The following is a 24,875-nucleotide window of genomic DNA, read 5'->3' as shown; positions in this document are numbered from 1 at the left end:
TACTCCAAGTGGTACTCCGGTGCTGGTCGGGGCATCCCCTGACATGGGGTAATGTTCTTCCTGCACCCGGGCGATTAGCTCAGCGGGAGAGCGCTTCGTTCACACCGAAGAGGTCACTGGTTCGATCCCAGTATCGCCCACATGATCGGCAAGCGACCCGGTCCACGGTTTCCGTGGACCGGGTCGTCGCGTTTGCGATACGAGAGCTGGCAGGGTATCGAGGGCGCGAGGCTCGTTTGGTCGCCCGGTAGCCGGGTGATCGGGAGGCCGAGGGAAGGCCGGTCGAGGAGCGATGGACGACTGGTGGCCGAAGGGCCGCTGAAGCCGTCAGCGGCCGTCTTGGGTCGTGATTGTTCTGGTGTCGGCTCCGGCTTCGGTCGTCGTGGCCTCATCTGGCCCAGGGTGGTCCTCTCCTCGGCCGGGCCTGCCCTCTTCCGGGCCGATCACCTTGCTGGCAATCCACGACCGGCAACGGTGTAGCCGGTCGCCTTCTCGCGCTGGGCCTGGAGCGTGGGCCTGAGGCATGCGGTCAGGTGCCTCTCGGGTCGTGCCTGCTCTGCCTCGGCCCCGATGCGGCTGCCGCGTGCTGACCTGCCGATCGTGTTCGTTGGCCGTCGCACCTCCGGGCTGTCCCTCGGTCCGGCTCGCCCTTCTCCGGGGTCGACCACCTCGCCGTGCTTCGCGACCGGCAGTGACGTGACCGTTCCCCTGCTGGGCGGCGTGCCCCACTGCGGGGCCCGCGAACGCTCACCAGCGTGCCGACGGCTGCCTTTGTCGCCCAGGCGAGTGCGCCTCGCCCCCTGACCCCTCGCCCCACCCTCTCCTGGCCGCCAAAGCGCACCGCCAGTCCAACCTTCCTTCTCCGGGTGACCCCCGCCGGTTCCCTTCCCAACCCCGCACCGCACCCACGCCGCAGGTGCCGACTTCCCGCCACGCAACTCCACCCGCCGGAAACCCCGTTCATCTCCAACCTCGTTCGACCCACCGGCCACAGACCTCCGACCTGCGCACTCCCGAGCCCGCCCGCAGCGCATCCCCGTCGCACCACACCCGAGGCGCTCGCGCGCGCACCCTCCGCTTTCCATCAATTCCTGTCCGAATCATTGACGTGCCGTCAGGGCGTCCGTACCTTGTGCCAGCAAGCGCTTACTTGAAACGATTCATGAGGCGGACGCACCGTCGCGGGGAGGCTCAACCATGCAGCACGACCGGAAAGTTGAGAGGCGAACTATCCTCAAGGCGGCCGGCGCCTCACTGGCTGTCGCGGGGCTCGGGGCGACGGCCACGGCCTGCGGCGGCGACAGCGGTTCGGGGGACGGGACGGTGACGATCCGTTACGCGTGGTGGGGAGCCGATGACCGGGCGGAGAGAATCAACAAGACCATCGCCCTCTTCCACAAGAAGTACCCGAAGATCAAGGTGAAAACGGACTTCCAGCCCTACGTCGACTTCTGGAAGAAGTTCAACACCCAGGCCTCCGGGGGAAATCCGCCGGACGTCTTCCAGAATGCCATCGGGTTCCTTCGCAAATACGACGCGAAGAATGTACTGCTCGACCTCAGCGAGCAGGTCAAGGCGGGAAATCTCTCCATGGACGGCTTCCGTGCCGGACTGGACAAGTTCGGCGAGATCGACGGCAAACTCCTCGGCGTTCCGGTCGGTTCCAACTCTATGGCCCTGGTGATCGACAAGCCCGTCTACACCAAGGCGGGGGTGAAGCCGGAGCAGGGCTGGACCTGGGACGAATTCGACGCGGCGATGAAGAAGATCCGCGACAAGACGGGCCGCGCCGGCGACAGCGGCATGTACGGCGTGATGTACCTCTACGACCTCTACCTGCGCCAGAACGGCAAGGCGTTCTTCACCGAGGACGGGCTCGGCTTCACCGAGGCGGACCTGAAGGACTGGTGGACGAAGGCGAAGAAGGGTGTCGAGGACGGCCTCTACGCCGACCCGAAGAAGGTCGCCCAGATCAAGCCCAAGTCGGCGGTCGCAGCGGAACTCGCCGCCGGCGAGTTCACCTGGGACAACTTCACCGTCCGCTACACCTCCGAGGGCAAGAGCGAGTACGGCCTGGCTCCCATACCGACCACGGACGGCAAGAAGACCGGCCAGTACCTCGGATCCCTCATGCTGAGCGCCTCCAAGCGCACCCAGCACCCCAAGGAAGTCGCCCAGTTCATCGACTTCATGGTGCACGACCCCGAGGTCGCCAAGATCATGGGCTACGACCGCGGTGTGCCCGCGACGCAGGCCCAGTACGACGCGTTCAAGCCGACCGACGAGGTCAACAAGGCGATCGCCGCCTACGAGGAGTCCCTCGTCAAGGCGGGCGTCCTGGAGCCCATCACCCCGCACCCGAACGGCGCGGACATCTGTGAGGCCGCCTTCCTGCGCATCGGCGAGGAGCTCGGCCTGGGCAAGCGCTCCGTGGACGAGGCTGTCAAGCAGTTCTTCACCGAGTCGAAGACGGCTCTCGGCAGCTGATGGGAACCACCGTGACACACGCCCCTGCGATGGAGGGCCTGTCCAAGGACAAGGGCTCCGAGCCGCGGCACGGTCCGGTGGACTCCCCGCGCCCCGCCGCCCTCAAGCGGCGGCGGCGCCGGGAGAACCTGGCCGGCTATCTCTTCATGTCTCCGTGGATCGCCGGGTTCCTGCTGCTGACAGCGGGCCCGATGGCCGCCTCGCTCTACTTCGCCTTCACCGACTACAACCTCTTCGACGCGCCCAAGTGGATCGGCCTCGACAACTTCTCCGAGATGTTCGGCGATCCGCGCTGGCAGCACTCGGTTCGGGTGACGTTGTGGTACGTGGTCGTCGGTACGCCGCTGAAGCTGCTCGCGGCCCTCGGGGTGGCTCTGCTCCTGGCCCAGAAGCGGCGCGGGCAGGCCTTCTACCGGGCCGCCTTCTACGCACCGTCGCTGATCGGGGCGAGCGTCTCCATCGCGATCGTCTGGAAGGCGATCTTCTCGGACGACGCGATCGTCGACCGTACGCAGAAGCTCTTCGGGGTGGACGTCGGCGGCTGGACCGGCGACCCGGACATGATCATCTACAGCCTGGTGGCGCTCACCGTCTGGCAGTTCGGCGCCCCCATGGTGATCTTCCTGGCCGGCCTCAAACAGGTCCCGCGTGAGCTGTACGAGGCGGCCGAGGTCGACGGGGCGGGCAAGCTGCGGCGGTTCTGGAACATCACGCTGCCGATGATTTCCCCGGTTCTCTTCTTCAACGTCCTGCTGGAGACCATTCACTCCTTCCAGATCTTCAGCTCGGCGTACATCGTCGGTGGCGGCGCCGGAAGCAACGCCTGTGGTCCCGCGGACGGCTCGATGGTCTACACCTGCTACCTCTACGTCCAGGGCTTCGAGAACAGCCGGATGGGCCTGGCCTCCGCCATGGCCTGGATGCTGCTCGTCGCGGTCGCCCTGGTCACGGCGGTGCTGTTCTGGTCCCAGAAGCGCTGGGTGCACTACGAGGAGGGCGCCTGATGAGCGCACAGGCCACCGACATCACGCCGGCTGCCTCCACGAGAGCGGGCGGCCTCCGGCGCAGGCTGCCCGGTTCCGTCGCCTGGCACATCGGCTCCCTAGCGGTCCTCGCGGTGATCCTCTACCCGGTGATCTGGGTCATCGGCGGCTCGTTCAAGAAGAGCGAGGACGTCGTCGGCAGCCTGGACCTCTTCCCGGGCGACCCGATCACCTCGAACTACACGCGGCTCACCGAGGGCATCGCGGACATCTCGATCTCCACCTTCTTCGTCAACTCGCTCACGCTCGCCATCGGTTCGGTGATCGGGATCCTGGTGTCCTGCTCGCTGACGGCGTACGCGTTCGCGCGGATCAGGTTCGCGGGCCGGAACCTGCTGTTCACACTGATGATCGGCACGCTCCTGCTGCCGTACCACGTGCTGCTGATCCCGCAGTACGTGTTGTTCCGCAACATGGAACTGATCAACACGTACACCCCGCTCCTGCTGCCGAAGTACCTGGCCACGGAGGCGTTCTTCGTCTTCCTGATGATGCAGTTCATGCGCAACCTGCCCAAGGAGCTCGACGAGGCGGCCCGCCTCGACGGCTGCGGGCACCTGCGCATCTACTGGTCGATCGTGCTCCCGCTGTGCCGCCCGGCCCTGATCACCAGCGCGATCTTCACCTTCATCAACGCGTGGAACGACTTCATGGGCCCGCTGATCTACCTCAACGAGCCGGACAAGTACACGGTCTCCCTCGGTCTGAAGATGTTCGTGGACCAGGAGGGCGTGGCCGACTACGGCGGCATGATCGCCATGTCCCTCGTCGCCCTCCTGCCGGTCCTCGCCTTCTTCCTCGCCTTCCAGCGGTATCTGATCGACGGTATGGCCACATCCGGTCTGAAGGGCTGAGGTGAGCTGACCATGGTCCGGGCATCCGCGAAGACGTCCACCGAGGCCAAGGCCGAGGCCGAGGCCGAGGCCGAGAACTCAACGGCACGTGGTGAGTCCCCGCTTGCTGCACGGTTCGCGCTGTTCGCCGAGTGTCTTCTCACCGGTGTGTGGATCGCGCTGGCCTCGCTGCCGATCGTGACGTACCCCGCCGCGTTCGCCGCCGGGGCGCGGCATCTGCGGCGGAGTATCGCCCATGAGGGCGGCGGCTGGCGCGAGTTCGTGGCCGACTTCCGGACGGCCGTGCGCGGCGGGTGGCTCGCCGGGCTCCTGGGCTGGGCCGCCGCGGCCGCGGTCTGGGTGGACGTCCAGGCCGTACGGGCCGGGATCCCGGGCGGGCCGCTCGTGGGTGCCGTCGGTGTCTTCGCGCTGATCGGTCTCGCCGTCGCCGGGCTGCGTGCGGCGGCGGTGTGGCGACCCGGCACCTCCTGGCGGGTGCTGCTCGCCGATGCCGGGCGGCGCACCGTGCTCGACCCCGCCGGATCCTTCCTGCTCGTCGGCGGACTGGCCGTGGTGGCCGGCTCCGCCTGGTTCGTCGCGCCGCTGGCGGTCCCGGTGCTCGGGGCCGTCGCGGCGGCGGCCATCGCTGTGGAGGAGCGGTACCAGCGCCGCTGATCCACGGTGTCCGCACAAGTCCGGCGCCCTGAGCGTCGTACGTCTCACTGTCATGCCCCTGACGAATGAACGAAAAGCTGCCGGCCCGGAAAGGAAAGGCTGAACTCTGATGTCTCCCATCCCCCGCAGGTCCCTCCTCAAGGCGGCCGCGGTCGCCGGAGCCGCCGCCCAGTTCAGCTGGGCACTCGGCACGAACGCGCAGGCCGCCCCCAGAGCCGAGGCAGGGACGGCGGACGCGGACCCGGTGACCCTGGACTGGCTGGAGGACGGCGGGCTGGGCGCCGCGCCCGGGTCGACCGTGGGTGTGCCGTGGCCCAAGGGCGCCTACGACAAGGACCAGTCGTTCTCCTTGACGGACGCGGACGGCAAGGAGGTCCCCGTCCAGTCCTGGCCCACCGGCTACTGGCCCGACGGCTCCCTGAAGTGGACCGCCCACGCGGTCGGCGCGGGCGCCGGCTCCGCGAAGCTCACCCTCAAGGCGGGCACTCCCGCCGCCCCGGGCAAGAGGGTCACCGTCGACAAGAGCGGCGGCTCCATCGACGTGTCGACCGGAGTCATCACCGCGAAGATCGGCAAGAGCGGCTCCACCCTCGTGAAGTCGGTCCGGCGGGGCTCCACCGAGGTCGCCCACACCGGCCGTCTGGTGCTCCTGCGCCAGCCCGAGATAGAGGACGGCGACCAGGGAGCGGAGAAGTACGAGCGCTTCGAGAGCGTCATCGCAGACGTCGAGGTCGAGCAGGAGGGCCCCGTCCGCGCGGTCGTCCGCATCGACGGCAAGCACCGCAAGGGCGACCGCGGCTGGCTGCCGTTCTCGGTGCGGCTCTACTTCTACGCGGGCGCCGAGTCGTTCCGGATGGTGCACACCATCACGTACGACGGCGACCAGGAGCCCGGCAAGGCGAGCGGTGACTTCATCCGCGGTATCGGCGTGCGCTTCAAGGTGCCGATGCGCGACGCGGCGTACGACCGGCACATCCGCATCGGCGGCGAGGGCACCGGTCTGCTGCGCGAGGCCGTCAAGGGCATCACCGGCCTGCGCCGTGATCCGGGAGCGGCCGTGCGCACGGCCCAGTTCGAGGGCGGGAAGCTGCCCGACCCCTCCACCTGGGACCAGCGGGTCACCACCCGGCTCCAGTACATCCCCGAGTGGGGCGACTACACCCTCTCGCAGCTCTCCGCCGACGGCTTCACCGTCCGCAAGCGCACCAAGAAGGGCCACGGCTGGATCGGGGCGGGCGGTGGCCGGCGGGCGAGCGGCTTCGGATACGTGGGCGGCGCGAGCGGCGGGTTCGCCTTCGGCCTCAGGGACTTCTGGGAGAAGTTCCCCGCCCAGCTCGACATCCGGGGCGCCCACACCGACACCGCCGAGGTCACCCTCTGGCTCTGGTCGCCCGAGGCGCAGCCCATGGACCTGCGCTTCTACCACGACGGCATGGGCCAGGACACCTACCCCGAACAGCTCGAAGGCCTCAACATCACCTACGAGGACTACGAACCCGAGTTCGGCACCCCCTACGGCATCGCCCGCACCAGCGAACTCCTCTTCTGGGCTCACGAGTCCACGCCCGGCGCCGAGGACATGGCCCAGCAGGTCGAGGCCGTGCGCACGCCCCCGCAGCTCGCCGCCCCGCCCAAGCAGCTCATCAAGGCGGGCGTCTTCGGCAGGCTGTTCTCCGAGCCGGACCGCTCCACTACGGCCAAGGCGAAGATCGAGGACCACCTCGACTTCCTCTTCACCTACTACAAGGACCAGGTGGAGCAGCGCCGCTGGTACGGCTTCTGGGACTACGGCGACATCATGCACACCTACGACCCGAGCCGGCACCAGTGGTGCTACGACGTCGGCGGCTACGCCTGGGACAACTCCGAACTCTCACCCGACCTGTGGCTGTGGTTCGCGTACATGCGCTCCGGCCGCGCCGACATCTTCCGCTTCGCCGAGGCCATGACCCGCCACACCGGCGAGGTCGACGTCTACCACCTCGGCAAATGGGCCGGCCTCGGCACCCGCCACGGCGTCCAGCACTACGCGGACAGCGCCAAGCAGCAGCGCATCGCCAACACCACCTACCGCCGCTACTACTACTTCCTCACCGCCGACGAACGCGTCGGCGACCTCATGCACGCCAACGTCGACTCCGACGAGACGTTCCTCGTCCTCGACCCCATCCGCAAGATCCGCACCGAGCCCTACACCCCCGACCGCAACGCCCTCTCGATCGGCTTCGGCACCGACTGGAGCGGCCTGGTCTCGGCCTGGCTCACGGAGTGGGAACGACGCGGCCCCAAGTGGGAGAAGGCCAAGGCCAGGGTCCTGTCGACCATGGAGACCATCGCCGCCCAGCCCAACGGCTTCGTCCAGGGCAGCGCGCTGTACGACTTGGACACGGGCAAGTTCGCCGTCGCCGACAAGGCCGTGGTGAGTGTCTCTCACCTGTCCTCGATGTTCGGCCTGGTCGAGCTCAACGCCGAACTGCTCGACCAGATCGACATGCCGAAGTTCAAGGAGGCGTGGCTCGACTACTGCCGCTACTTCAACGCCACGAAGGCCGAGCAGAAGGCCCGTTACGGCTCCGACTTCGGCTCCCTGCTGCTCTTCCAGGGCCACTCGCGGCTCGACGCCTACGCGGCCGTCGAGGCCGAGGACGACAAGCTGGCGGCCCGTGCGTGGCGGCAGTTCTACAACAGCGCCGACACCTGGGACTACAAGGAGTCCACCGACTGGTCCACCAAGAAGATCGAGGGCCCGACGGGTCTCGTCCCCGGCAGCGAGGCGGCGTGGGTGTCCACGAACGCGACGGCACTGTACGGGCTGGCGGCGATCCAGAACCTGGCCCTGGTGGGCGGCCGGATGCCGTGACGCTCCGCTGGGGGCGGTGAGTAACCGTGTGGGCCGCTCCGAACCTCCCATAAAGCACCTCCCGCACTCGTCGTGCGTCGCAAAGCCGCTGCTCGTACGGCACCTGGTGCGAGCAGCGCCAGACCGGCGAGTGCGGGAGGTATCCAACGCCCAGAGGCATCGGATACCGCTGGGAGCCTCTCCCGGTGGGCACACTCTGACCATGGACTGGAGCCACTACCGCTTCCGCACCTTGTGGGCCCTGCCCGTCCCGCCGGCCACCGCGTACGAGGTGCTCGATCGGGCCGAGGACTACCCCCGGTGGTGGCCCCAGGTGCGCGAGGTGACCCGCCTCGACGACGCGACCGGGGTGGTGCGGATCCGGTCCGTGCTGCCGTACGACCTGAGGTTCACCGGCCGGGAGGTGAGGCGCGATCCGGCGGCCGGGGTGCTGGAGATCGAGATGACCGGTGACCTGGACGGCTGGGCGCGCTGGACGCTCACGCCCGACGGGAGCGGCACCCTCGCCCGCTACGACCAGGAGGTCCACGTCACCAAGCCCCTGATGCGGAGGCTCGCCGTGCCGGGGCGGCTCGTCTTCCGCGCCAACCACGCGCTGATGATGCGGGCGGGGAGGCGGGGGCTCCTCGCCTACCTGGAGAAGGGCCATCAAGCGGTTTGAACCAAACGCTCGGGGGCCTGTATTGTTCAGTCCGTTCCCGGGCGATTAGCTCAGCGGGAGAGCGCTTCGTTCACACCGAAGAGGTCACTGGTTCGAACCCAGTATCGCCCACGATGCCGATGGCGACTCGTGCCTGCACACTGCGCAGGCCGGGTCGCCATCGTCGTGTTCTGCGAGGCCTCGCCGCGAGAAGCGTGGCCTGCACGGCCGCTCAGGCCGCCGCCGGCAGATCCGGCCTCAGCGGCCACGCCGGATCCACCTCCTCCTCCGTACCGCTGCGCGCGAACCACGCCTGCAGGCCGCGCGCCTGTGCCGCGTGCCACACCGCCTGCAGGGTGTGCAGCTCGGCGGGGGAGAGGCGTTCGAGCCGGGCCGCGAAACGGCGCCCTATCGCCCGTACGACGTCCATCGCGGCGAGCGCGTCCGCGGCCGCGTCGTGCGCGCCCTCCAGAGTGACGCCGTAGTGCCCGCACAGGTCGGTCAGGGTGCGGCGGCCCTTGCGGTAGCGGTCCAGGTGCTTGTCCAGAACGCGCGGGTCCAGGACGCGCAGCGGCGACGACTCGAACCACTGGGCGAGACAGGAGGCGCGGTGGCGGCGCAACTCCCGGTCCAGGAGCGTCAGATCGAAGGGAGCGTTCATCACCACGAGAGGCCGGCCCCGCACGGCCTGCTCCGCGAGCTCCTTGGCTATCTCCTCCATCACCGGTGACGGCCAGCGCCCGTTGCGCTGTACGTGATCATCTGTCAGTCCGTGCACCGCCGTCGCCGCGGCGGGCACCGGCACACCCGGATTCACCAGCCATCGCGACACCCTTGGCCGGGCCCCGGGCGCATCCTGGACGATGACGGCCGCCGACACGATCCGGTCGGTCTCGACGTCAACTCCTGTGGTCTCCGTGTCGAACGCGGCCAGGGGGCCCTCGTACCAGTACGCCATACGCACACAACTCCTCGTTCACCTCGGCAGTTGATGCTCCGTCACTGCCCGATTCGGTGATACCCGGGCTGTTTGCGCCATACGCCGGAAGGAGACAACAGAAGTACGGGTCTTTGCAGTTCAGCGGCCTGTGTCAGGAACTACGCGCTCTGGAAGGCTGTTGTCGTGGCAATCGCGCAGCCCGAACAAGGCGGGCTGCTGTCGCAGCGGACCGCTCCCTATCGAGGCACACTCGCCACCACCGCGTGCATGGAGACACTCCAAGTGGGCTATCTGCACGCCGTGGCGGCGGCTGCGGGCTGTTCGCTCTCGCAGCCCTTCCCGGACAACGGCATCGACTGGCACGTCAGCCACAGCGCCCCCGGGCACACGGTCGACGACGAAGTCACCATCAAGGTGCAGCTCAAGTGCACGTACCAGATCCCGCCGAACCCCCCGGGCCCGGCCTTCTCCTTCACGCTCGACAACGAGCACCTGGCGAAGCTCGCCCGCACCCCTGTCTCGGTGCACAAGATCCTGGTCGTGATGCTCGTGCCGCGCTCCCAGGACGACTGGCTGCGCGCCAGCCACGACCGCCTGGACCTGCGGCACTGCTGCTACTGGATCAACCTGGCCGGGCATCGCATAACGGGCAGGAGCAGGACCAACGTGCGCATACCGACCTCGCGCATTTTCGACGACCGTGCGCTCTGCGAGATCATGACGCGGGTCGGAACGGGAGGCAAACCGTGACGCACCGCCCCGTCAGCGAGCCGTCCGGCCCAGTCCGGCCCCACCCGGCCGACCCGCACTGGAGCCGGCGGCAGCCCGAGCCGTCCCAGGTCGATCCGGCGGTCCTGGGTGCCCTCCTCCAGCGGCACGGCTGGCAGCGGCGCGGCGGAGCCGCCGGACGGTACGGCCGCTGGACGCCACCAGGGCCCGGCAGCGCCGGTACGAGCCTGCTCGTGCCCGAGAGCCGCGCCTTCCCCGACAGTGACGACCTGCTCGGCGAGGCGCTCGACGCGCTGTCCCGCAGCGCGTCCCCGTCCGCCCGTGACATCCTCCTCGCCCTCTCCGTCCCCAGCGACGAGATCCGCTGGTGGCGGGACGTCCCCACCGGACCCGTCGGCGCCGCCCCCTGGGCCGTCGAGGACCAACTGCGCACCGCGGCCCGCAAGATCCTGCTCGCCGGCGCCCTCGCCACGCGCGCCCGTGCGGGCTACTACGGTGCCCGGCACCGCCGCCCGGCAGCCGCGTCCTTGGAGGACGTCCTCGTCGGAGCGGCCCCCGACGGCCGCCGCCTCACCGCCTTCGTGCCCGTCGCCACCGGTCGCCCCCTGGCCGTACGCCTTCACCACGCGCTGTACGCGGCCCGCGAGGCCGTCGACTACCAGCGGGCCACCGGAGGCATGGACGCCTTCGACAGCGCCGTCGAGGCGGGCGTGAGCCACGAACTCACCGAGTCCCTCGTCACCCTCGTCCGGGGCACCGAGGGCGCGCGCATCGCGGTCGAATGGGCACCGGCGGCCGGGGTCCCCGAGGGATGCGCCGCACCGGCCGAGCCTGTCGAGTTCACCCCGGGCGACCTGCCCGTGCTGCGCGAGGCCGGGGCCCGCTACCTGCGCGAGGAGCCCTCGGTGCCCGTGCGCCTGACCGGAGCCGTCGTACGGATGCGCCGCTCGGGCCCTCGTGGCGCGGGGACCGTACGCCTCCGCGTCCTCGCCGGGGCCGACGTACCGCACGTCCGCATGACGTTGGACGAGGAGTCGTACCGGACAGCGGGCCACGCCCACCTCCTCGGGCTGCCCGTGCGCGTGCACGGAAGGCTGGAGAGCCGGGGCGGGTTCCGGCGGCTCACCGACGCCTCCAGGCTCGCCCCCGTGCAGGTCGACGAGGCGGAACGCGACCGGCTGATGAAATCCCTCCAGGAGACCGCCGAGACAATGGCCTTCCTCGAGGAGGCGTGCAGTGAGGAGTGAGGCCCGCTGCGGATAACCGTTTAGCAGAGGGCGCCCCCGGCTCGGTACGATTCCTGTCTGCGCACGCGGACGCGTGCGCGCTCACCCATCAGGCAGGAGAGACCGGTGTCAGACGTCCGTGTGATCATCCAACGCGATTCCGAGCGGGAAGAGCGCGTGGTGACGACGGGCACTACGGCCGCCGACCTCTTCTCCGGCGAGCGCACCATCGTCGCGGCCCGCGTGGGCGGCGAGCTCAAGGACCTCGCGTACGAGGTGAAGGACGGCGAGACCGTCGAGAGCGTGGAGATCTCCTCCGAGGACGGCCTGAACATCCTGCGCCACTCCACCGCGCACGTGATGGCGCAGGCGGTGCAGGAGCTGTTCCCCGAGGCCAAGCTGGGGATCGGGCCGCCTGTGAAGGACGGCTTCTACTACGACTTCGACGTGGCCGAGCCGTTCACCCCCGAGGATCTCAAGCGCGTCGAGAAGAAGATGCAGGAGATCCAGAAGCGGGGCCAGCGCTTCGCACGCCGCGTCACCACCGACGAGGACGCCCGCGCCGAGCTGTCGAACGAGCCGTACAAGCTGGAGCTCATCGGCCTCAAGGGCAACGCGGCGAACGCCGCGGAGGGCGCGGACGCCGAGGTCGGCGCCGGCGAGCTCACCATCTACGACAACCTCGACGCCAAGACCGGCGAGCTGTGCTGGAAGGACCTCTGCCGCGGTCCGCACCTGCCCACCACCCGGAACATCCCGGCGTTCAAGCTGATGCGGTCGGCCGCCGCCTACTGGCGCGGCAGCGAGAAGAACCCGCAGCTCCAGCGCATCTACGGCACCGCGTGGCCGTCCAAGGACGAGCTGAAGGCGTACCTGGACTTCCTGATCGAGGCCGAGAAGCGTGACCACCGCAAGCTGGGCGCGGAGCTGGACCTGTTCTCGATCCCCGAGGAGCTCGGCTCGGGTCTCGCGGTGTTCCACCCCAAGGGCGGGATCGTCCGCCGTGAGATGGAGACCTACTCGCGGCAGAAGCACGAGGACGCGAACTACGAGTTCGTGAACACCCCGCACATCGCGAAGGAAAACCTCTTCGTGACCTCGGGGCACCTGCCGAACTACGGGGAGGCGATGTTCCCGCCCCTGGAGTTCGACGGGCAGAACTACCGCCTCAAGGCGATGAACTGCCCCATGCACAACCTGATCTTCAAGGCGCGCGGCCGCTCGTACCGCGAACTGCCGCTCCGGCTGTTCGAGTTCGGCACGGTGTACCGCTACGAGAAGTCCGGCGTCGTGCACGGCCTGACCCGCGCGCGCGGCTTCACCCAGGACGACTCGCACATCTACTGCACCAAGGAGCAGATGGCGGGCGAGCTGGACTCACTGCTCACCTTCGTCCTGGACCTGCTGCGCGACTACGGCCTGACCGACTTCGAGCTGGAGCTGTCCACCCGCGACGACTCCCCGAAGTTCATCGGCGAGGACGCGGAGTGGGAGGAGGCCACCGAGGCCCTGCGCCAGGCGGCCGAGAAGCAGGGCCTCCCGCTCGTGCCCGACCCCGGCGGCGCCGCGTACTACGGCCCGAAGATCTCCGTCCAGGCGAAGGACGCGATCGGCCGGTCCTGGCAGATGTCCACCATCCAGGTCGACTTCCAGCAGCCCAAGCGGTTCCAGCTGGAGTACACGGCGGCCGACGGCTCCAAGCAGCAGCCGGTCATGATCCACCGCGCGCTCTTCGGCTCCATCGAGCGGTTCTTCGCCGTGCTCCTGGAGCACTACGCGGGCGCGTTCCCGGCCTGGCTCGCGCCGGTCCAGGCGGTCGGCATCCCGATCGGTGACGCGCACGTGCCGTACCTCGCGGAGTTCGCCAAGAAGGCCAAGGCCGCGGGCCTGCGCGTCGAGGTCGACTCCTCCTCCGACCGCATGCAGAAGAAGATCCGCAACGCCCAGAAGGCGAAGGTGCCCTTCATGGTCATCGCTGGCGACGAGGACATGACCAACGGCGCCGTCTCCTTCCGCTACCGCGACGGCTCCCAGGAGAACGGCATCCCGATCGACGAGGCGATCGCCAAGATCCTGCAGGTCGTGCAGGACCGCGTCCAGGTCTGACCCGTACGCGTCGGGAGGCCCCCGGAGCTCACCGCTCCGGGGGCCTCGACACGCTCCGTCCGGGTGAAGCCATATGCTGCACAGCATGACGAGTGAGCCGGAGCAGCAGATCGGAGTGGGGACGCAGGACGCGTTCCAGCGCCTGTGGACGCCCCACCGGATGGCGTACATCCAGGGCGAGAACAAGCCCACCGGTCCGGGGGCCGACGACGGCTGCCCGTTCTGCTCGATCCCGGCCAAGTCCGACGAGGACGGTCTGATCATCCAGCGCGGCGAGCAGGTGTACGCGGTGCTCAACCTGTACCCGTACACCGGCGGCCACCTCATGGTCGTGCCCTACCGTCACGTCGCCGACTACACGGACCTCACGGTGCCGGAGACCGCCGAGCTCGCCGAGCTGACCAAGCAGGCCATGACCGCGCTGCGTACCGCCTCCGGCGCGCACGGGTTCAACATCGGCATGAACCAGGGCACGGTCGCGGGTGCGGGCATCGCCGCGCATCTCCACCAGCACGTGGTGCCCCGCTGGGGCGGGGACACCAACTTCATGCCGGTGGTCGGTCATACGAAGGTGCTGCCGCAGCTTCTCGCCGATACGTGGAAGATGCTTTCGGAGGCCTGGCCGGCAGACTGACGGGTTTGTTCCGTCTCGTCCGCCGGGTTCTGTCCCAGGTGGGCTGCGGGTCCGTTGCGGCATGTCGCGCAGTTCCCGCGCCCCTTACGGGGCGCTCTACGCGTCGTACAGGTCTGCCTTCCTGGGGGTCGGGTCCTGGACCGCCGTGCTGAGGAACGAGGAGCGGGCGCCGAACTTCTCGGTGTCCACGCCGTTCTCCTCGAGGACCTTGATCGCCGCCGAGTGCACCACCCGCAGCACGGGCGTCGCGGCACGCAGCGCGTCGTCCGCCATGAAGCGGTGCCGCCACGGCTGGTCGGCCCAGGCATGCCGCAGTCCGAAGGGCTCGGGCAGCGCCATCGATCCGCCGAGCCAGTTCAGCAACGGTGGATACCAGGTCAGCGGTGCCCGCGCGGTCAGTCGCACGACCTCGTCCGGGTCGACCAGGGGGAGCCTCACCTTCCGGGTCTCCCAGAACCTGAGCGACTTCTGGACTTCCTTCTCCTTGGCCGCCGGCTTGGTGGTGAACAGGCCGTGCACCGGCCCCAGCGCATGGCCGGTCACCTCGATGCGCAGCGTGTGGTGCAGCACGGTCACGGTGATCATCATCGTGATGATCAACTGGCCGTCCCAGAGGGTCCACTGCACACCCAGGTAGTGCCGGTTCCCGCTGCCGAACTGCTGCTTGTTGCAGATCTCCTGTATGGCGTGGGTCTTGAACTGGTACGCCTCGACGTCCGTGTTCTCGGGCCGCGACACCTCTCCGGCGCCCTCACCGATCGGGCTGACGATCCAGTGCCTGATCGACGGGGGCGGGAAGCCACCGGTGTTCAGGGGCCCGCGCTCCAGCATGCGCAGCTGGTCGTGGATGGACCGTATGACGTCCCAGCTGCGGAACGGGTGGATCTCCTTGTCGGAGTCCGCCGGCACCAGATCCTCGGCGAGCTGCCAGCTGCCCCAGCGGGTCCCCATACCGAGGACACCCTTGGGGCCGGCGTAGAAGGCCAGGTTGGACCGCTGCTCCGCGCTGAGCCGGTGGAGCTCCTTGCGCAGCTGCTCGGCCTTGCCCTCGTTCGGGCTGCCGGGCACCGCCTCCGGGATCTTCGCGCCCACGCCACCGCCGGCCAGCAGGCCCGCCCAGCGGTCGCGCAGGTCCGCGGCCGTGCGCTCGCAGATCTGCTTGGCCCAGAACCAGCCGACGACGGGCATGACGAGGCACGCGCGTGCGTACCACATCCAGAAGCCGGCGAATGGCAACTTGATCAGAGCGACCACGGCGAGGGCGCCCATGGCGACGAGCAGGGTGGTGCCCAGGGCGCCGACGCGCTTGTTCTCCTGCTTGGCGACCGTCGTGCGGATCTGGAAGACCAGGAGCCAGAGCAGGAGCCCGGGCAGGAACAGCAGGCCGCACAGCACCATCACCGCCGTGAGCCAGTTGTCCCGCTCGCGGCGGATGCGGTTCGCCGCGAGGCAGTGCTCGACGACCACCTGCGGCTCCATCCCGAAGGACTGGATGAGCGACTTGCGCCCTGCCCCGAGCATGCGGTCCCGCACCGCCACCGAGAAGGCCTCGCCGAGGTTGGGCCGGAAGATCGTCGCCCACTTGCGGCCCGTCTTGACCGTGGACTGGTGCCACTCGTTGTTGGCCTTGAGGATCTCCGCGACCTCGCTGTCCCGGTAGGCCGCGGACGCCAGCGCGAAGGTCGCCGCCGTCTGGCCCGCGGTGCCCGTGAGCGGCACCTGCGCACCGGGTGAGAAATCGAATCCGTCGTTCGCCACCGCCGCCCCCATCGCCACCGTTCGCTTCTGCGGCCTTCCCGACTTCCGTGCTCCGCACACCTGTTGATCAGGTCATCGCCAGGATCGCGGCATGATCGGGCCACAGCGCGATCAGGTGATCAGCGTATCCGCACCCACCGACATCCGTCATCGGGTGCCGAAAGCCGTCCTCCCCCAGGCAGTTGACAGGAATCCCGGTCACCCGTTTCCGAACCACGCGTCGCCCGGCCCTCGAACCACGCGTCGCCCGGCCCCCGAACCGCCGGGCGCCCCGGGCCCGAACGCGGGCCCGGAGCGGCGGAGGCTCGTCGCCGAACTGTCAGCCCTCCTTCTCCTGTTCGCGGACCTTGTCGGCGATCTGCGCCGGCATCGGCTCGTGCCGTGCGTAGCTGCGGTTGAAGCGCGCGGTGCCGTGGGAGATCGAGCGCAGGTCGACGGCGTACCGCCCGATCTCGATCTCCGGCACCTCGGCCCGTACCAGCGTCCGCCCGCCGCCGGCCTGCTCGGTGCCCACGACGCGGCCGCGCCGCCCGGACAGGTCGCTCATGACGGGCCCCACGTAGTCGTCGCCGACCAGGACCGTCACCTCGGCGACCGGCTCCAGGAGGTGGATCCTCGTGTCGGCCGCAGCCTCGCGCAGCGCCAGCGCACCGGCCGTCTGGAACGCCGCGTCCGAGGAGTCCACGGAGTGCGCCTTACCGTCGCGCAGCGTGACCCGTACGTCGATGAGGGGGTAGCCGGCCGCGACTCCCTTGGCGGCCTGGGCGCGCACGCCCTTCTCGACGGAGGGGATGAACTGCCGCGGCACGGCACCGCCGACGACCTTGTCCACGAACTCGATGCCCGAGCCGCCCGGCAGCGGTTCCACCTCGATCTCGCAGATCGCGTACTGCCCGTGCCCGCCGGACTGCTTCACATGACGGCCCCGGCCCTCCGACCTGTCCGCGAACGTCTCCCGCAGGGAGACCTTGTGCGGGACCACGTCGACCTGGACGCCGTACCGGCTGCGCAGCCGTTCCAGCGCCACGTCGGCGTGCGCCTCGCCCAGGCACCAGAGCACCACCTGGTGGGTGTCCTGGTTCTGCTCCAGGCGCATGGTGGGGTCCTCGGCGACCAGTCGGGCGAGGCCCTGGGAGAGCTTGTCCTCGTCCTGCTTGCTGTGCGCCTGGATGGCGAGCGGCAGCAGTGGGTCGGGCATCTCCCACGGCTCCATGAGCAGCGGGTCGTCCTTCGCGGACAGCGTGTCGCCGGTCTCCGCCCGGTTCAGTTTCGCCACGCACGCCAGGTCGCCCGCGATGCAGTGCGACAGGGAGCGCTGCTGTTTGCCGAACGGCCTGGACAGGGCGCCGATCCGCTCGTCCACGTCGTGGTCCTCGTGGCCGCGGTCGGCCAGCCCGTGCCCGGAGACGTGCACCGTCTCGTCGGGACGCAGGGTGCCCGAGAAGACCCGGACCAGGGACAGCCGGCCCACGTAGGGGTCGCTGGCCGTCTTCACGACCTCGGCGACCAGCGGCCCGTCCGGGTCGCAGACCCTGACCTCGCGGGGCTTTCCGTCCGGTGTGGTGACCGTCGGCGCATCGTGCTCCAGCGGGGTCGGGAAGCCGCCGGTGACCAGTTCGAGGAGCTCCACGGTGCCGAGGCCCTGCCGTGAGCCGTCGGCCGCCGGGGCGGCGGCCAGCACGGGGAAGAAGACACCGCGCGCGACGGCCCGCTCCAGGTCCTCCACGAGCGTCTTGAAGTCGACCGTCTCGCCGCCGAGATAGCGGTCCATGAGGGTCTCGTCCTCGCTCTCGGAGATGATCCCCTCGATCAGCCGGTTGCGCGCCTCGTCGATGAACGGCAGCTGGTCGGAGCCCGGTTCGGACTCCTTGCGCTCGCCGGAGGAGTAGTCGAACAGCTTCTGCGAGAGCAGCCCGATCAGGCCCGTCACCGGAGCGTGCCCGTCCGGCCCCTGCGGTCCGTGCAGCGGCAGGTACAGCGGCAGCACGGCATCGGGGTCGTCCGCGCCGAAGGCCTCGGCACAGGTCCGGGTCATCTCGTCGAAGTCGGCCCGGGCCGCTTCCAGGTGGGTGATCACGATGGCGCGCGGCATGCCGACCGCCGCGCACTCCTCCCACACCATCCGCGTCGAGCCGTCCACCCCGTCCGAGGCCGAGACGACGAAGAGGGCCGCGTCCGCCGCTCGCAGACCGGCCCTGAGTTCCCCGACGAAGTCGGCGTATCCGGGAGTGTCCAGAAGGTTGATCTTGATGCCGTCCCATTCGACGGGCACCAGGGAGAGCTGCACCGAGCGCTGCTGCCGGTGCTCGATCTCGTCGTAGTCGGAGACGGTGCCGCCGTCCTCCACACGGCCCGCCCGGTTCACCGCTCCCGCGGTCAGCGCGAGAGCCTCCACCAGAGTCGTCTTGCCCGATCCGGAGTGGCCGACCAGCACCACATTCCGTACGGACGCGGGGTGGTCGGCCGCCGTAGCCCTGCCGGCGGCTCCGGGGTGTGCGTTCGCCTTGTCGCCCATGATCCTGCCTCCCGTGCACGGTGAGGTCACTGTGGGCGCGGACATGCGGATCCGCGTGCGATGGCGGCTCCGATGACGCCCGCGGTCCTTCGAGCTTTCCACTCCCGTCACGGTGCGTCCATACGACGGACGTGATCGTGCCGCTTCCGGCTCGGTGACAGGCGCGCGCCACCACGGCGTGACCAGGCCGCCGCCAGGACGTGACACGGGCCCGCGGGTGCCCGGCCGTCACGCACGCACCCGCGTGGCTACGATGGGCCCGCCGGTGGCCAGCAGGGGCCGCACGGCCCACCGACCCTCGGGAAGGCCATGCTGAACAAGTACGCGCGTGCTTTCTTCACGCGTGTTCTCACACCGTTCGCCGCGTTTCTCATCCGTCGCGGGGTCAGCCCCGACACGGTCACGCTCCTCGGCACCGCCGGAGTGGTCGCGGGCGCGCTGGTCTTCTACCCCCGGGGCGAGTTCTTCTGGGGCACGGTCGTGATCACGCTGTTCGTGTTCTCCGACCTGGTCGACGGCAACATGGCCCGCCAGCTGGGCCGCTCCAGCCGCTGGGGTGCCTTCCTGGACTCCACGCTCGACCGGGTCGCCGACGGCGCGATCTTCGGCGGCTTCGCCCTCTGGTACGCGGGCCAGGGCGACGACAACGTGCTGTGCGCGGTCTCGATCTTCTGCCTGGCGAGCGGCCAGGTCGTGTCGTACACCAAGGCGCGGGGAGAGTCGATCGGCCTGCCCGTCGCCGTGAACGGGCTGGTGGAGCGCGCCGAGCGGCTGGTGGTCTCCCTGGTCGCGGCCGGTTTCGCGGGCCTGCACAAGTTCGGTGTGCCGGGCATCCAGTACCTGCTGCCCATCGCCCTGTGGATCGTCGCCGTCGGCAGCCTCGTCACGCTGATCCAGCGGGTCGTCACGGTGCGTCGCGAGTCCGCCGAGGCGGAGTCCGCCGAGGCCGCCGCCGCCGAGGACGAGAACGCCTCCAAGAACGAGAACGCCTCGCGCGGGAGTAACGCCTCGCAGGGGAGTGAGGCGACGTCGTGAGCAACGCGCAGGAGCGGCTGACGGACGCCCTGTACGGTCTCGGCTGGAGCACGGTCAAGAAGCTTCCCGAACCCGTGGCCGTGCGCCTCGGCCGCACCATCGCCGACTTCGCCTGGAAACAGCGCGGCAAGGGCGTCCAGCGGCTGGAGAGCAACTACGCGCGCGTGGTGCCGGACGCGTCCCCCGAGCGCCTCGCGGAGCTGTCCCGGGCGGGCATGCGTTCGTACCTGCGCTACTGGATGGAGTCGTTCCGTCTCCCCGCGTGGAGCGAGGACCGGATCAAGCACGGCTTCGACCCGCAGGACCTGCACCACCTCACCGGGGGCCTCGCCGCCGGCAAGGGCGTCATACTCGCCCTGCCGCACCTGGGCAACTGGGACCTGGCCGGGGCCTGGGTCACCACCAAGCTCGAGACGCCCTTCACCACCGTCGCCGAACGCCTCAAGCCCGAGACGCTCTACGACCGTTTCGTCGCCTACCGCGAGGGTCTCGGCATGGAGGTCCTGCCGCACAACGGCGGCTCCGCGTTCGGCACGCTGGCCCGCCGGCTGCGCGACGGCGGGCTCGTCTGCCTGGTCGCCGACCGCGACCTGTCCGCGTCCGGCGTCGAGGTCGACTTCTTCGGCGAGAAGACCCGGATGCCCGCCGGACCGGCCCTCCTCGCCCAGCAGACCGGCGCGCTGCTGCTTCCCGTGACGCTCTGGTACGACGAGTCCCCTGTGATGCGGGGCAGAGTGCATCCCCCGATCGCGGTACCCGAGTCAGGTACACGCGCCGAGAAGACGTCTGTCATGACACAGGCGCTGGCAGACGCCTTCGCCACGGGAATCGCCGACCATCCGGAGGACTGGCACATGCTGCAGCGCCTGTGGCTCGCCGACCTGGATCCCGCCAAGGCTCCCGAGAACGGGGACGCGGTACGGGCTTCCGGGAAGGAGACACCGTGAGGATCGGCATCGTCTGCCCGTACTCCTGGGACGTGCCCGGCGGCGTCCAGTTCCACATCCGTGACCTGGCCGACCACCTCATCCGCCTCGGGCACGACGTGTCCGTGCTCGCCCCCGCGGACGACGACACGCCGCTGCCGCCGTACGTCGTCTCCGCGGGCCGCGCGGTCCCGGTGCCGTACAACGGTTCGGTGGCCCGCCTCAACTTCGGCTTCCTGTCGGCGGCCCGCGTACGGCGCTGGCTGCACGACGGCACGTTCGACGTGATCCACATCCACGAACCGGCCTCGCCGTCACTGGGCCTGCTGACCTGCTGGGCCGCGCAGGGCCCGATAGTGGCCACCTTCCACACGTCGAACCCTCGCTCGCGGGCCATGGTCGCCGCGTACTCGATCCTCCAGGCCGCCCTGGAGAAGATCAGCGCCCGGATCGCGGTGAGCGAGTACGCCCGGCGCACCCTTGTCGAGCACCTCGGCGGGGACGCCGTCGTCATCCCGAACGGCGTGGACGTCGACTTCTTCGCCGGCGCCAAGCCCAGGCCCGAGTGGCAGGGCGACACGATCGGCTTCATGGGGCGCATCGACGAGCCCCGCAAGGGCCTGCCCGTGCTCATGAAGGCGCTGCCGAAGATCCTCGCCGAACGCCCGCGGACACGGCTCCTGGTCGCCGGGCGCGGCGACGAGAAGGAAGCCGTGGAGGACCTGCCCAAGGACATGCGTTCCAGGGTCGAGTTCCTCGGCATGATCAGCGACGAGGACAAGGCGCGCTTCCTGCGCAGCGTCGACCTGTACGTCGCGCCGAACACCGGGGGCGAGAGCTTCGGCATCATCCTCGTCGAGGCCATGTCGGCGGGCGCAGCGGTCCTCGCGTCCGACCTGGACGCCTTCGCCCAGGTCCTCGACCAGGGCGCGGCGGGAGAGCTGTTCGCCAACGAGGACGCCGACGCACTGGCCGCCTCGGCCGTACGGCTGCTCGGCGACCCGGAGCGGCGCGAGGAACTGCGTACCCGGGGCAGCGCACATGTACGCCGCTTCGACTGGTCGACCGTCGGCGCGGACATCCTGTCCGTGTACGAGACGGTGACCGACGGGGCGGCCGCCGTCGCCGCCGACGAACGCACGGGACTGCGTGCGCGGTTCGGTTTGATACGGGACTGACCTTGTACGGGGCTGACTTGGTACCGGACTGAGGGGATGGGCCGCCCGGGACGTGCGGGGGCGTGACCGCGCACGGGTGGCCTTGCCGCTAGCCTTGCCGCCCGTGACGGCAACCCTCATCTGGATCCTCGTCGGCCTGGTCGTGATCGGCCTCTACCTGAGCTGGACCGCGGGCCGCCTCGACCGGCTGCACGCGCGCATCGACGCCGCCCGAGCCGCCCTGGACGCGCAGCTGTTGCGCCGCGCGTCGGTCGCCCAGGAACTGGCCACCTCCGGGGTCCTCGATCCGGCCGCCTCGATCGTGCTGTACGAGGCGGCCCACGCGGCACGGCAGGCGGAGGAGGAGCAACGGGAGGTCGCCGAGAGCGAGTTGAGCCAGGCGTTGCGGGCCGTGTTCGCGGAGGCGCAGCAGGTGGAGGCGGTACGGGAGGCGCCGGGTGGGGAGGAGGCGGCGAAGGAGCTGGGTCAGGCGGTGCGCCGTGTGCCCATGGCCCGTCGCTTCCACAACGACGCGGTGCGGGCGGCGCGTGCGCTGCGGCGCCACCGCAAGGTGCGCTGGTTCCGTCTCGCGGGGCACGCCCCGTTCCCCATGGCCTTCGAGATGGACGACGAGCCTCCGGCGGCGCTGGCGGACCGCGCGAGCGCGTGAGCACAACCAGCCCCTCCGGCGTTTGAGGAGGGGAGTCCGGAGCGGAGCCCCGCGGACGGGACGGTAAGGGACAGGTAGGGGCGGCCGGGGCGAAAACGATCCACCGGCTCCCCATTGGCCCTTGCCGTGGCCTGCACCCCTCACGTTTCCTCGGTGCTGCAGAAAAACCCCTCTTCCCCGAGCGAGGTCGAACCGTGTCCAGCACGCTCTCCCACACCGCCCAGCCCGACGAGAACAACGCGACCGGCACCGCACGCGTGAAGCGCGGCATGGCCGAGCAGCTCAAGGGCGGCGTGATCATGGACGTCGTCACCCCGGACCAGGCGAAGATCGCCGAGGACGCCGGCGCCGTCGCGGTCATGGCCCTGGAACGGGTCCCCGCGGACATCCGCAAGGACGGCGGCGTGGCCCGCATGTCCGACCCGGACATGATCGAGGGCATCATCAACGCGGTCTCCATCCCCGTGATGGCCAAGTCGCGGATCGGCCACTTCGTCGAGGCCCAGGTGCTCCAGTCCCTCGGCGTCGACTACATCGACGAGTCCGAGGTCCTCACCCCGGCCGACGAGGTCAACCACTCGGACAAGTGGGCGTTCACGACCCCGTTCGTCTGTGGTGCCACCAACCTCGGCGAGGCCCTGCGTCGTATCGCCGAGGGCGCCGCCATGATCCGCTCCAAGGGTGAGGCCGGCACCGGCAACGTCGTCGAGGCCGTCCGCCACCTGCGCCAGATCAAGAACGAGATCGCCCGCCTGAGGGGCTTCGACAACCACGAGCTGTACGCCGCCGCCAAGGAGCTGCGCGCCCCGTACGAGCTCGTCAAGGAGGTCGCCGAACTCGGCAAGCTGCCGGTGGTCCTGTTCTCCGCCGGCGGTGTCGCGACCCCCGCCGACGCCGCGCTCATGCGCCAGCTCGGCGCCGAGGGCGTCTTCGTCGGCTCCGGCATCTTCAAGTCCGGCGACCCGGCCAAGCGCGCCGCCGCCATCGTGAAGGCCACCACCTTCTACGACGACCCGAAGATCATCGCCGACGCCTCCCGCGACCTGGGCGAGGCCATGGTCGGCATCAACTGCGACACCCTCCCCGAGGCCGAGCGCTACGCCAACCGCGGCTGGTAATCCCCGTCCAAGGACTGCACATCCATGACTGACGCACCCGTCATAGGCGTCCTGGCCCTCCAGGGCGACGTACGGGAGCACCTCATCGCCCTGGCCGCGGCCGACGCCGTGGCCAGGCCGGTGCGGCGCCCCGAAGAGCTCGCCGAGGTGGACGGCCTCGTCATCCCCGGCGGCGAGTCCACCACGATCTCCAAGCTGGCCATCCTCTTCGGAGTGATGGAGCCCCTTCGCGCGCGCGTGCGCGGCGGCATGCCCGTCTACGGGACCTGCGCCGGCATGATCATGCTCGCCGACAAGATCCTCGACCCGCGCTCGGGCCAGGAGACGATCGGCGGCATCGACATGATCGTGCGCCGCAACGCCTTCGGACGGCAGAACGAGTCCTTCGAAGCGGCGGTCGACGTAAGGGGCGTAGAGGGCGATCCTGTAGAGGGCGTCTTCATCAGGGCCCCTTGGGTCGAGTCCGTCGGCGCACGGACCGAGGTGCTCGCCGAGCACGACGGCCACATCGTCGCCGTGCGCCAGGGCAACGCGCTCGCCACGTCGTTCCACCCGGAGCTGACCGGCGACCACCGTCTGCACGCGCTGTTCGCCGAGATGGTGCGCGAGTACCGGACACCGGGCGCCTTGTAGGATCTCTGGAGTTCGTTTCAGAGACGGGTTACGCGAAGGAGACAGGCAGATGTCCGGCCACTCTAAATGGGCCACGACGAAGCACAAGAAGGCCGTGATCGACGCCAAGCGCGGCAAGCTCTTCGCGAAGCTGATCAAGAACATCGAGGTCGCGGCGCGCATGGGCGGCGTGGACCTCGAAGGTAATCCGACGCTGTACGACGCCGTGCAGAAGGCGAAGAAGCAGTCGGTTCCGAACAAGAACATCGACTCGGCGATCAAGCGCGGTGGCGGTCTCGAGGCGGGTGGCGCCGACTACGAGACGATCATGTACGAGGGCTACGGTCCGAACGGTGTCGCGGTGCTCATCGAGTGCCTCACCGACAACCGCAACCGCGCCGCCTCCGACGTCCGCGTCGCCATGACCCGCAACGGCGGCTCCATGGCCGACCCGGGCTCCGTCTCGTACCTCTTCAACCGCAAGGGCGTCGTCATCGTCCCCAAGGGCGAGCTGAACGAGGACGACGTCCTGGGCGCCGTGCTCGACGCGGGCGCCGAGGAGGTCAACGACCTCGGTGAGAACTTCGAGGTCATCAGCGAGGCCACCGACCTGGTCGCCGTCCGCACCGCCCTCCAGGACTCCGGGATCGACTACGACTCCGCCGAGGCCAACTTCGTCCCGACCATGCAGGTCGAGCTGGACGAGGAGGGCGCCAAGAAGATCTTCAAGCTGATCGACGCCCTGGAGGACAGCGACGACGTGCAGAACGTCTTCGCCAACTTCGACGTGAGCGACGACGTCATGGCGAAGGTCGACGCGTAACGCTGCCGCGAACTCAGCCGTGTCGGCGGGCCGGAGGGACACGTCCTACCGGCCCGCCGTTGTTGTCGGTGGCAGCCGATAGCCTGGC

The 24,875-nt window shown here is 69.5% G+C and carries 20 protein-coding genes and 2 tRNA genes; 19 read left to right on the top strand and 3 right to left on the bottom strand.

Annotated features, from left to right (window positions below; genetic code table 11):
- Nucleotides 1–68 precede the first annotated feature (68 nt).
- From AB0959_RS20960 to AB0959_RS20925, 8 genes are all read left to right on the top strand, one after another.
- Nucleotides 69–140, top strand: a tRNA-Val gene (locus AB0959_RS20960).
- Nucleotides 141–1,197: 1,057 nt separating this feature from the next.
- Entirely contained in the window at nucleotides 1,198–2,487 is a 1,290-nt protein-coding gene (locus tag AB0959_RS20955; RefSeq protein WP_366827937.1) for an extracellular solute-binding protein, read from the top strand.
- Complete coding sequence (locus tag AB0959_RS20950) at nucleotides 2,487–3,491, top strand: sugar ABC transporter permease (protein WP_366827936.1); 1,005 nt, start codon at nucleotides 2,487–2,489, stop codon at nucleotides 3,489–3,491. The genes AB0959_RS20955 and AB0959_RS20950 overlap by 1 nt, the downstream gene beginning before the upstream one ends.
- Nucleotides 3,491–4,384: a carbohydrate ABC transporter permease gene (locus tag AB0959_RS20945; RefSeq protein ID WP_366827935.1), complete on the top strand. Its 894-nt coding sequence runs from the start codon at nucleotides 3,491–3,493 to the stop codon at nucleotides 4,382–4,384. The genes AB0959_RS20950 and AB0959_RS20945 overlap by 1 nt, the downstream gene beginning before the upstream one ends.
- A gap of 12 nt (nucleotides 4,385–4,396) precedes the next feature.
- The gene (locus tag AB0959_RS20940) at nucleotides 4,397–5,038 is read left to right on the top strand and encodes a hypothetical protein (RefSeq protein WP_366827934.1); all 642 of its coding nucleotides are present in this window, start codon (nucleotides 4,397–4,399) and stop codon (nucleotides 5,036–5,038) included.
- 109 nt (nucleotides 5,039–5,147) lie between these two features.
- Nucleotides 5,148–7,898 (top strand): Tat pathway signal sequence domain protein, encoded by a 2,751-nt coding sequence (locus AB0959_RS20935; protein WP_366827933.1) that lies wholly within the window; start codon nucleotides 5,148–5,150, stop codon nucleotides 7,896–7,898.
- 202 nt (nucleotides 7,899–8,100) lie between these two features.
- Nucleotides 8,101–8,559: an SRPBCC family protein gene (locus AB0959_RS20930; RefSeq protein ID WP_366827932.1), complete on the top strand. Its 459-nt coding sequence runs from the start codon at nucleotides 8,101–8,103 to the stop codon at nucleotides 8,557–8,559.
- 39 nt (nucleotides 8,560–8,598) lie between these two features.
- Nucleotides 8,599–8,670 (top strand) — tRNA-Val (locus tag AB0959_RS20925).
- Between the two features lie 100 nt (nucleotides 8,671–8,770).
- Here AB0959_RS20925 and AB0959_RS20920 read toward each other — a convergent pair.
- Nucleotides 8,771–9,496, bottom strand: a complete 726-nt coding sequence (locus tag AB0959_RS20920; RefSeq protein ID WP_366827931.1) for a 3'-5' exonuclease — start codon at nucleotides 9,494–9,496, stop codon at nucleotides 8,771–8,773.
- A 165-nt stretch (nucleotides 9,497–9,661) separates the two neighbouring features.
- Here AB0959_RS20920 and AB0959_RS20915 point away from each other — a divergent pair, with 165 nt between their 5' ends.
- The 4 genes from AB0959_RS20915 to AB0959_RS20900 all read left to right on the top strand — a co-directional run bounded on the left by AB0959_RS20915 (nucleotide 9,662) and on the right by AB0959_RS20900 (nucleotide 14,173).
- Nucleotides 9,662–10,228 (top strand): DUF4365 domain-containing protein, encoded by a 567-nt coding sequence (locus AB0959_RS20915; protein ID WP_366827930.1) that lies wholly within the window; start codon nucleotides 9,662–9,664, stop codon nucleotides 10,226–10,228.
- On the top strand, nucleotides 10,225–11,454 hold the full coding sequence (locus AB0959_RS20910) for a hypothetical protein (RefSeq protein WP_366827929.1): 1,230 nt from the start codon (nucleotides 10,225–10,227) through the stop codon (nucleotides 11,452–11,454). Before AB0959_RS20915 ends, AB0959_RS20910 begins: the two co-directional genes overlap by 4 nt.
- Nucleotides 11,455–11,559: 105 nt before the next feature.
- Nucleotides 11,560–13,539 (top strand): threonine--tRNA ligase, encoded by a 1,980-nt coding sequence (gene thrS / locus AB0959_RS20905; protein WP_366827928.1) that lies wholly within the window; start codon nucleotides 11,560–11,562, stop codon nucleotides 13,537–13,539.
- Between the two features lie 73 nt (nucleotides 13,540–13,612).
- The gene (locus AB0959_RS20900) at nucleotides 13,613–14,173 is read left to right on the top strand and encodes an HIT domain-containing protein (protein ID WP_366827927.1); all 561 of its coding nucleotides are present in this window, start codon (nucleotides 13,613–13,615) and stop codon (nucleotides 14,171–14,173) included.
- Nucleotides 14,174–14,269: 96 nt separating this feature from the next.
- On the opposite strand, the gene AB0959_RS20895 is transcribed toward AB0959_RS20900, so the two are convergent.
- The gene (locus AB0959_RS20895) at nucleotides 14,270–15,943 is read right to left on the bottom strand and encodes a hypothetical protein (protein ID WP_366827950.1); all 1,674 of its coding nucleotides are present in this window, start codon (nucleotides 15,941–15,943) and stop codon (nucleotides 14,270–14,272) included.
- A 307-nt stretch (nucleotides 15,944–16,250) separates the two neighbouring features.
- Complete coding sequence (locus AB0959_RS20890) at nucleotides 16,251–18,446, bottom strand: elongation factor G-like protein EF-G2 (RefSeq protein WP_366827926.1); 2,196 nt, start codon at nucleotides 18,444–18,446, stop codon at nucleotides 16,251–16,253.
- A gap of 309 nt (nucleotides 18,447–18,755) precedes the next feature.
- On the opposite strand from AB0959_RS20890, the gene pgsA reads away from it, so the two are divergent.
- The 7 genes from pgsA to AB0959_RS20855 all read left to right on the top strand — a co-directional run bounded on the left by pgsA (nucleotide 18,756) and on the right by AB0959_RS20855 (nucleotide 24,787).
- Entirely contained in the window at nucleotides 18,756–19,481 is a 726-nt protein-coding gene (gene pgsA / locus AB0959_RS20885; protein ID WP_366827925.1) for a phosphatidylinositol phosphate synthase, read from the top strand.
- Entirely contained in the window at nucleotides 19,478–20,428 is a 951-nt protein-coding gene (locus AB0959_RS20880) for a phosphatidylinositol mannoside acyltransferase (RefSeq protein WP_366827924.1), read from the top strand. The genes pgsA and AB0959_RS20880 overlap by 4 nt, the downstream gene beginning before the upstream one ends.
- Nucleotides 20,425–21,585 carry a glycosyltransferase family 4 protein gene (locus AB0959_RS20875; RefSeq protein ID WP_366827923.1) on the top strand — a complete coding sequence of 387 codons (1,161 nt, stop codon included), beginning with the start codon at nucleotides 20,425–20,427 and terminating at the stop codon, nucleotides 21,583–21,585. The genes AB0959_RS20880 and AB0959_RS20875 overlap by 4 nt, the downstream gene beginning before the upstream one ends.
- A 103-nt stretch (nucleotides 21,586–21,688) precedes the next feature.
- Nucleotides 21,689–22,234, top strand: a complete 546-nt coding sequence (locus AB0959_RS20870) for a hypothetical protein (RefSeq protein ID WP_366827922.1) — start codon at nucleotides 21,689–21,691, stop codon at nucleotides 22,232–22,234.
- Between the two features lie 194 nt (nucleotides 22,235–22,428).
- On the top strand, nucleotides 22,429–23,352 hold the full coding sequence (pdxS, locus tag AB0959_RS20865; RefSeq protein ID WP_366827921.1) for a pyridoxal 5'-phosphate synthase lyase subunit PdxS: 924 nt from the start codon (nucleotides 22,429–22,431) through the stop codon (nucleotides 23,350–23,352).
- Nucleotides 23,353–23,376: 24 nt separating this feature from the next.
- Nucleotides 23,377–23,985 (top strand): pyridoxal 5'-phosphate synthase glutaminase subunit PdxT, encoded by a 609-nt coding sequence (gene pdxT / locus AB0959_RS20860; protein WP_366827920.1) that lies wholly within the window; start codon nucleotides 23,377–23,379, stop codon nucleotides 23,983–23,985.
- Nucleotides 23,986–24,034: 49 nt separating this feature from the next.
- Nucleotides 24,035–24,787 (top strand): YebC/PmpR family DNA-binding transcriptional regulator, encoded by a 753-nt coding sequence (locus AB0959_RS20855; RefSeq protein ID WP_366827919.1) that lies wholly within the window; start codon nucleotides 24,035–24,037, stop codon nucleotides 24,785–24,787.
- The last annotated feature ends 88 nt before the right edge of the window (nucleotides 24,788–24,875 follow it).

Origin of the sequence: Streptomyces sp. NPDC046862, assembly GCF_040704615.1 — a bacterium.
Classification (GTDB): Bacteria; Actinomycetota; Actinomycetes; order Streptomycetales; family Streptomycetaceae; genus Streptomyces.
The sequence above is the reverse complement of the archived record's forward strand: the minus strand, read 5'-3'. Positions and strand labels throughout refer to the sequence as shown.